A 2,216-nucleotide genomic window follows, 5' to 3' on the forward strand; every position below is an offset into this window, starting at 1 on the left:
AAAGTTTTTTTCTCTATACGATTGACTACATTGAGAAATACTACATTGTGTTGTATAGTGCTATTGCATTGTGATTTCATATATTCATAAATTTTGTAATGTGGAGAAGTTACTTCTAATGGATTAGTTACTATGAGTATAGATTTATTATTAATTGGATTATCATTTTGATGACTTACTTTAAAGCTTTGTAAGATCAAATCAAGTGTAAGAGTAGAGGTAAGATTGGGCGATTGAATAAATAAAAAATTGCTAAATTGCGTAGCAATATTTTTGAGATGCTTAAAAGCTGAAGTGTTAATAATATCATTATCTCCTAAATTTTTTGCTTGTATATTTGGAAAGGTTGAGAATGCAAACAATCGTTTTTTATTGTTTTGGGAAGATTGAACAATAAGATTACTTTGTTTAAGTAGAGAAGTAATGCTGATATTTATATTGTTGCGCGTTTGTGGTTGTATGTTTGTTAAATCAATATTGTAGATTATAGCCTTATCTAACATGGAGGGATCTATAAGGGAATCTATATGGCTTGATAAAGGCGAAGTAAGATATTTTAACGCCCTTTGATCAAATACAATTACATTGCCAGATATATTTTGATTGAAATTCACAAGTGCATTGATCGCTCCATCGCGATAATGAACTTGGCGCAAAATAGCATTTAATACACAATAAAATTCATAAATCTTTATTTTCAAGGCATCATCTTTGGTAACAAGCTTGTATATACTAGATAAAGCAATAAACACAAGGAATAAAGCTGCGCCTTGCGGAGATATGCCAAAACAAATTCGTATAACCCATAGAAGAACCCCTCTGCTTAAATACTTATTGGCAAAATATAGTACTATGCTACCATGAGAGAGATACACATTGGCTCCTACCAGCATAGCAAGTATTTTATTTGTTTCATTATTAGCAAGTATTTTAGCATTTGCTTTGGCTTTGTTTATATCCTCAAGCAACTCTTGTATTTGTTTTTTACTATTGCTAAATACATGTTGGGTAATACCGATCTCTATGCCATCTAATGTATTGGCTTGAAATACATTTTCATATTGAGTTTTGGATTGTTGTAGCACATTCTTGATCTCTGCAATAGAATGCTCTATTGCTTGAATTGCCTCTTCTGTTTTAGTATCATTATCCTCGTATTGTTGTGAAATTTCATATAACTTATTTGCATATTGCCATAAATTAATACCAAGCACTTCATCGCTATTTCCTATTATTAGCTCTAAGTTGTTGTGTTGGCTTTGCTTAATATATTCTTCTATGGTTTTGCTACTTACTAAGCCCTTTGCTGTTGTGAAGGTATTTGGCAGAATATCTCTTGTCTGTATGAAAGACATGGGAATTATATTTGCACTCATGGCATCACTTGTATTTGGAGTAGTGATGCTTGTAGATAGTAGTATATTACCTTTGCTCATACTTAGTCTTTCTGTTTAATATCCCAAAATAATTCATCATTTGCATCAATTCTACGCAATGGCATGAAAAATATCACAATAAAATTAAGAATATTGAGTGTAGCGACAAAGGCTATTATACTTAAAATTGTTATCAGGATGTTTCCATAAGGGTTTGCATTATCTGCAAGCAACTCTAAACCAATTGTATTCCATTTATCTTGTTCCATGGGTGAAAAAAAGTTAGATTGTGGGAGTTCTGTCCCTGTAACTTTCGCATACACAGTTCTCAAATCAGTGGGTTCTTGTTTAAATGAAAAGGGTAGTGAAAAGTCATTTAATGCAAAAAAAATAATAAGCAAAATGATAAGCATAGATGAAGCCAATCTTACATGCCCATTAAAAAATGAAGTCTGATATTTAGATTTATATCGTGCCTTACACTGCTTACACTCAACTATTCCACCATCTGTAATAGATTGATAGAATGAGAGTGTATCCCAAATCTTGTGAATTCTACCCCCGCAACTCTCACATTTAATCTTAAAAGCCATCATGTATTCCTTTATTATTCTTGATTACAATTGTATTGTATATTGTAGCATAAACCTATATGTTTCAAATCATTGGGCATTTTCCCTACCTCACCTCCACCCTCACTCTCTCACACCCACTAGGTGCTAGTAATACTTTGCCTTGTATGTTAAGTAAAGATATTTTTGTATTGTCCCCATTTTTTCCTTCCCCTATGTTACATTCCCTCATGTAATCCCTGCCTAAATCTATAAATCTCCCATAGCC

2 protein-coding genes are annotated in these 2,216 nt (G+C 32.3%); both read right to left on the minus strand.

Features of this window, described 5'->3' with window-relative positions:
- A partial coding sequence (locus C6H08_RS02820; RefSeq protein WP_158656791.1) for a hypothetical protein occupies positions 1–1,436 on the minus strand: 1,436 nt, incomplete at its 3' end.
- Positions 1,437–1,438: 2 nt separating this feature from the next.
- The gene (locus C6H08_RS02825; protein WP_034580368.1) at positions 1,439–1,969 is read right to left on the minus strand and encodes a hypothetical protein; all 531 of its coding nucleotides are present in this window, start codon (positions 1,967–1,969) and stop codon (positions 1,439–1,441) included.
- Positions 1,970–2,216: the final 247 nt, after the last annotated feature.

The organism is Helicobacter bilis (assembly GCF_900198365.1).
Classification (GTDB): Bacteria; Campylobacterota; Campylobacteria; order Campylobacterales; family Helicobacteraceae; genus Helicobacter_A; species Helicobacter_A bilis_B.

Coding starts and splice junctions, on each gene's coding strand:
- C6H08_RS02825 (WP_034580368.1), bottom strand. CDS start 1,969: ATGGCTTTTAAGATTAAATGTGAGAGTTGCGGGGGTAGAATTCACAAG.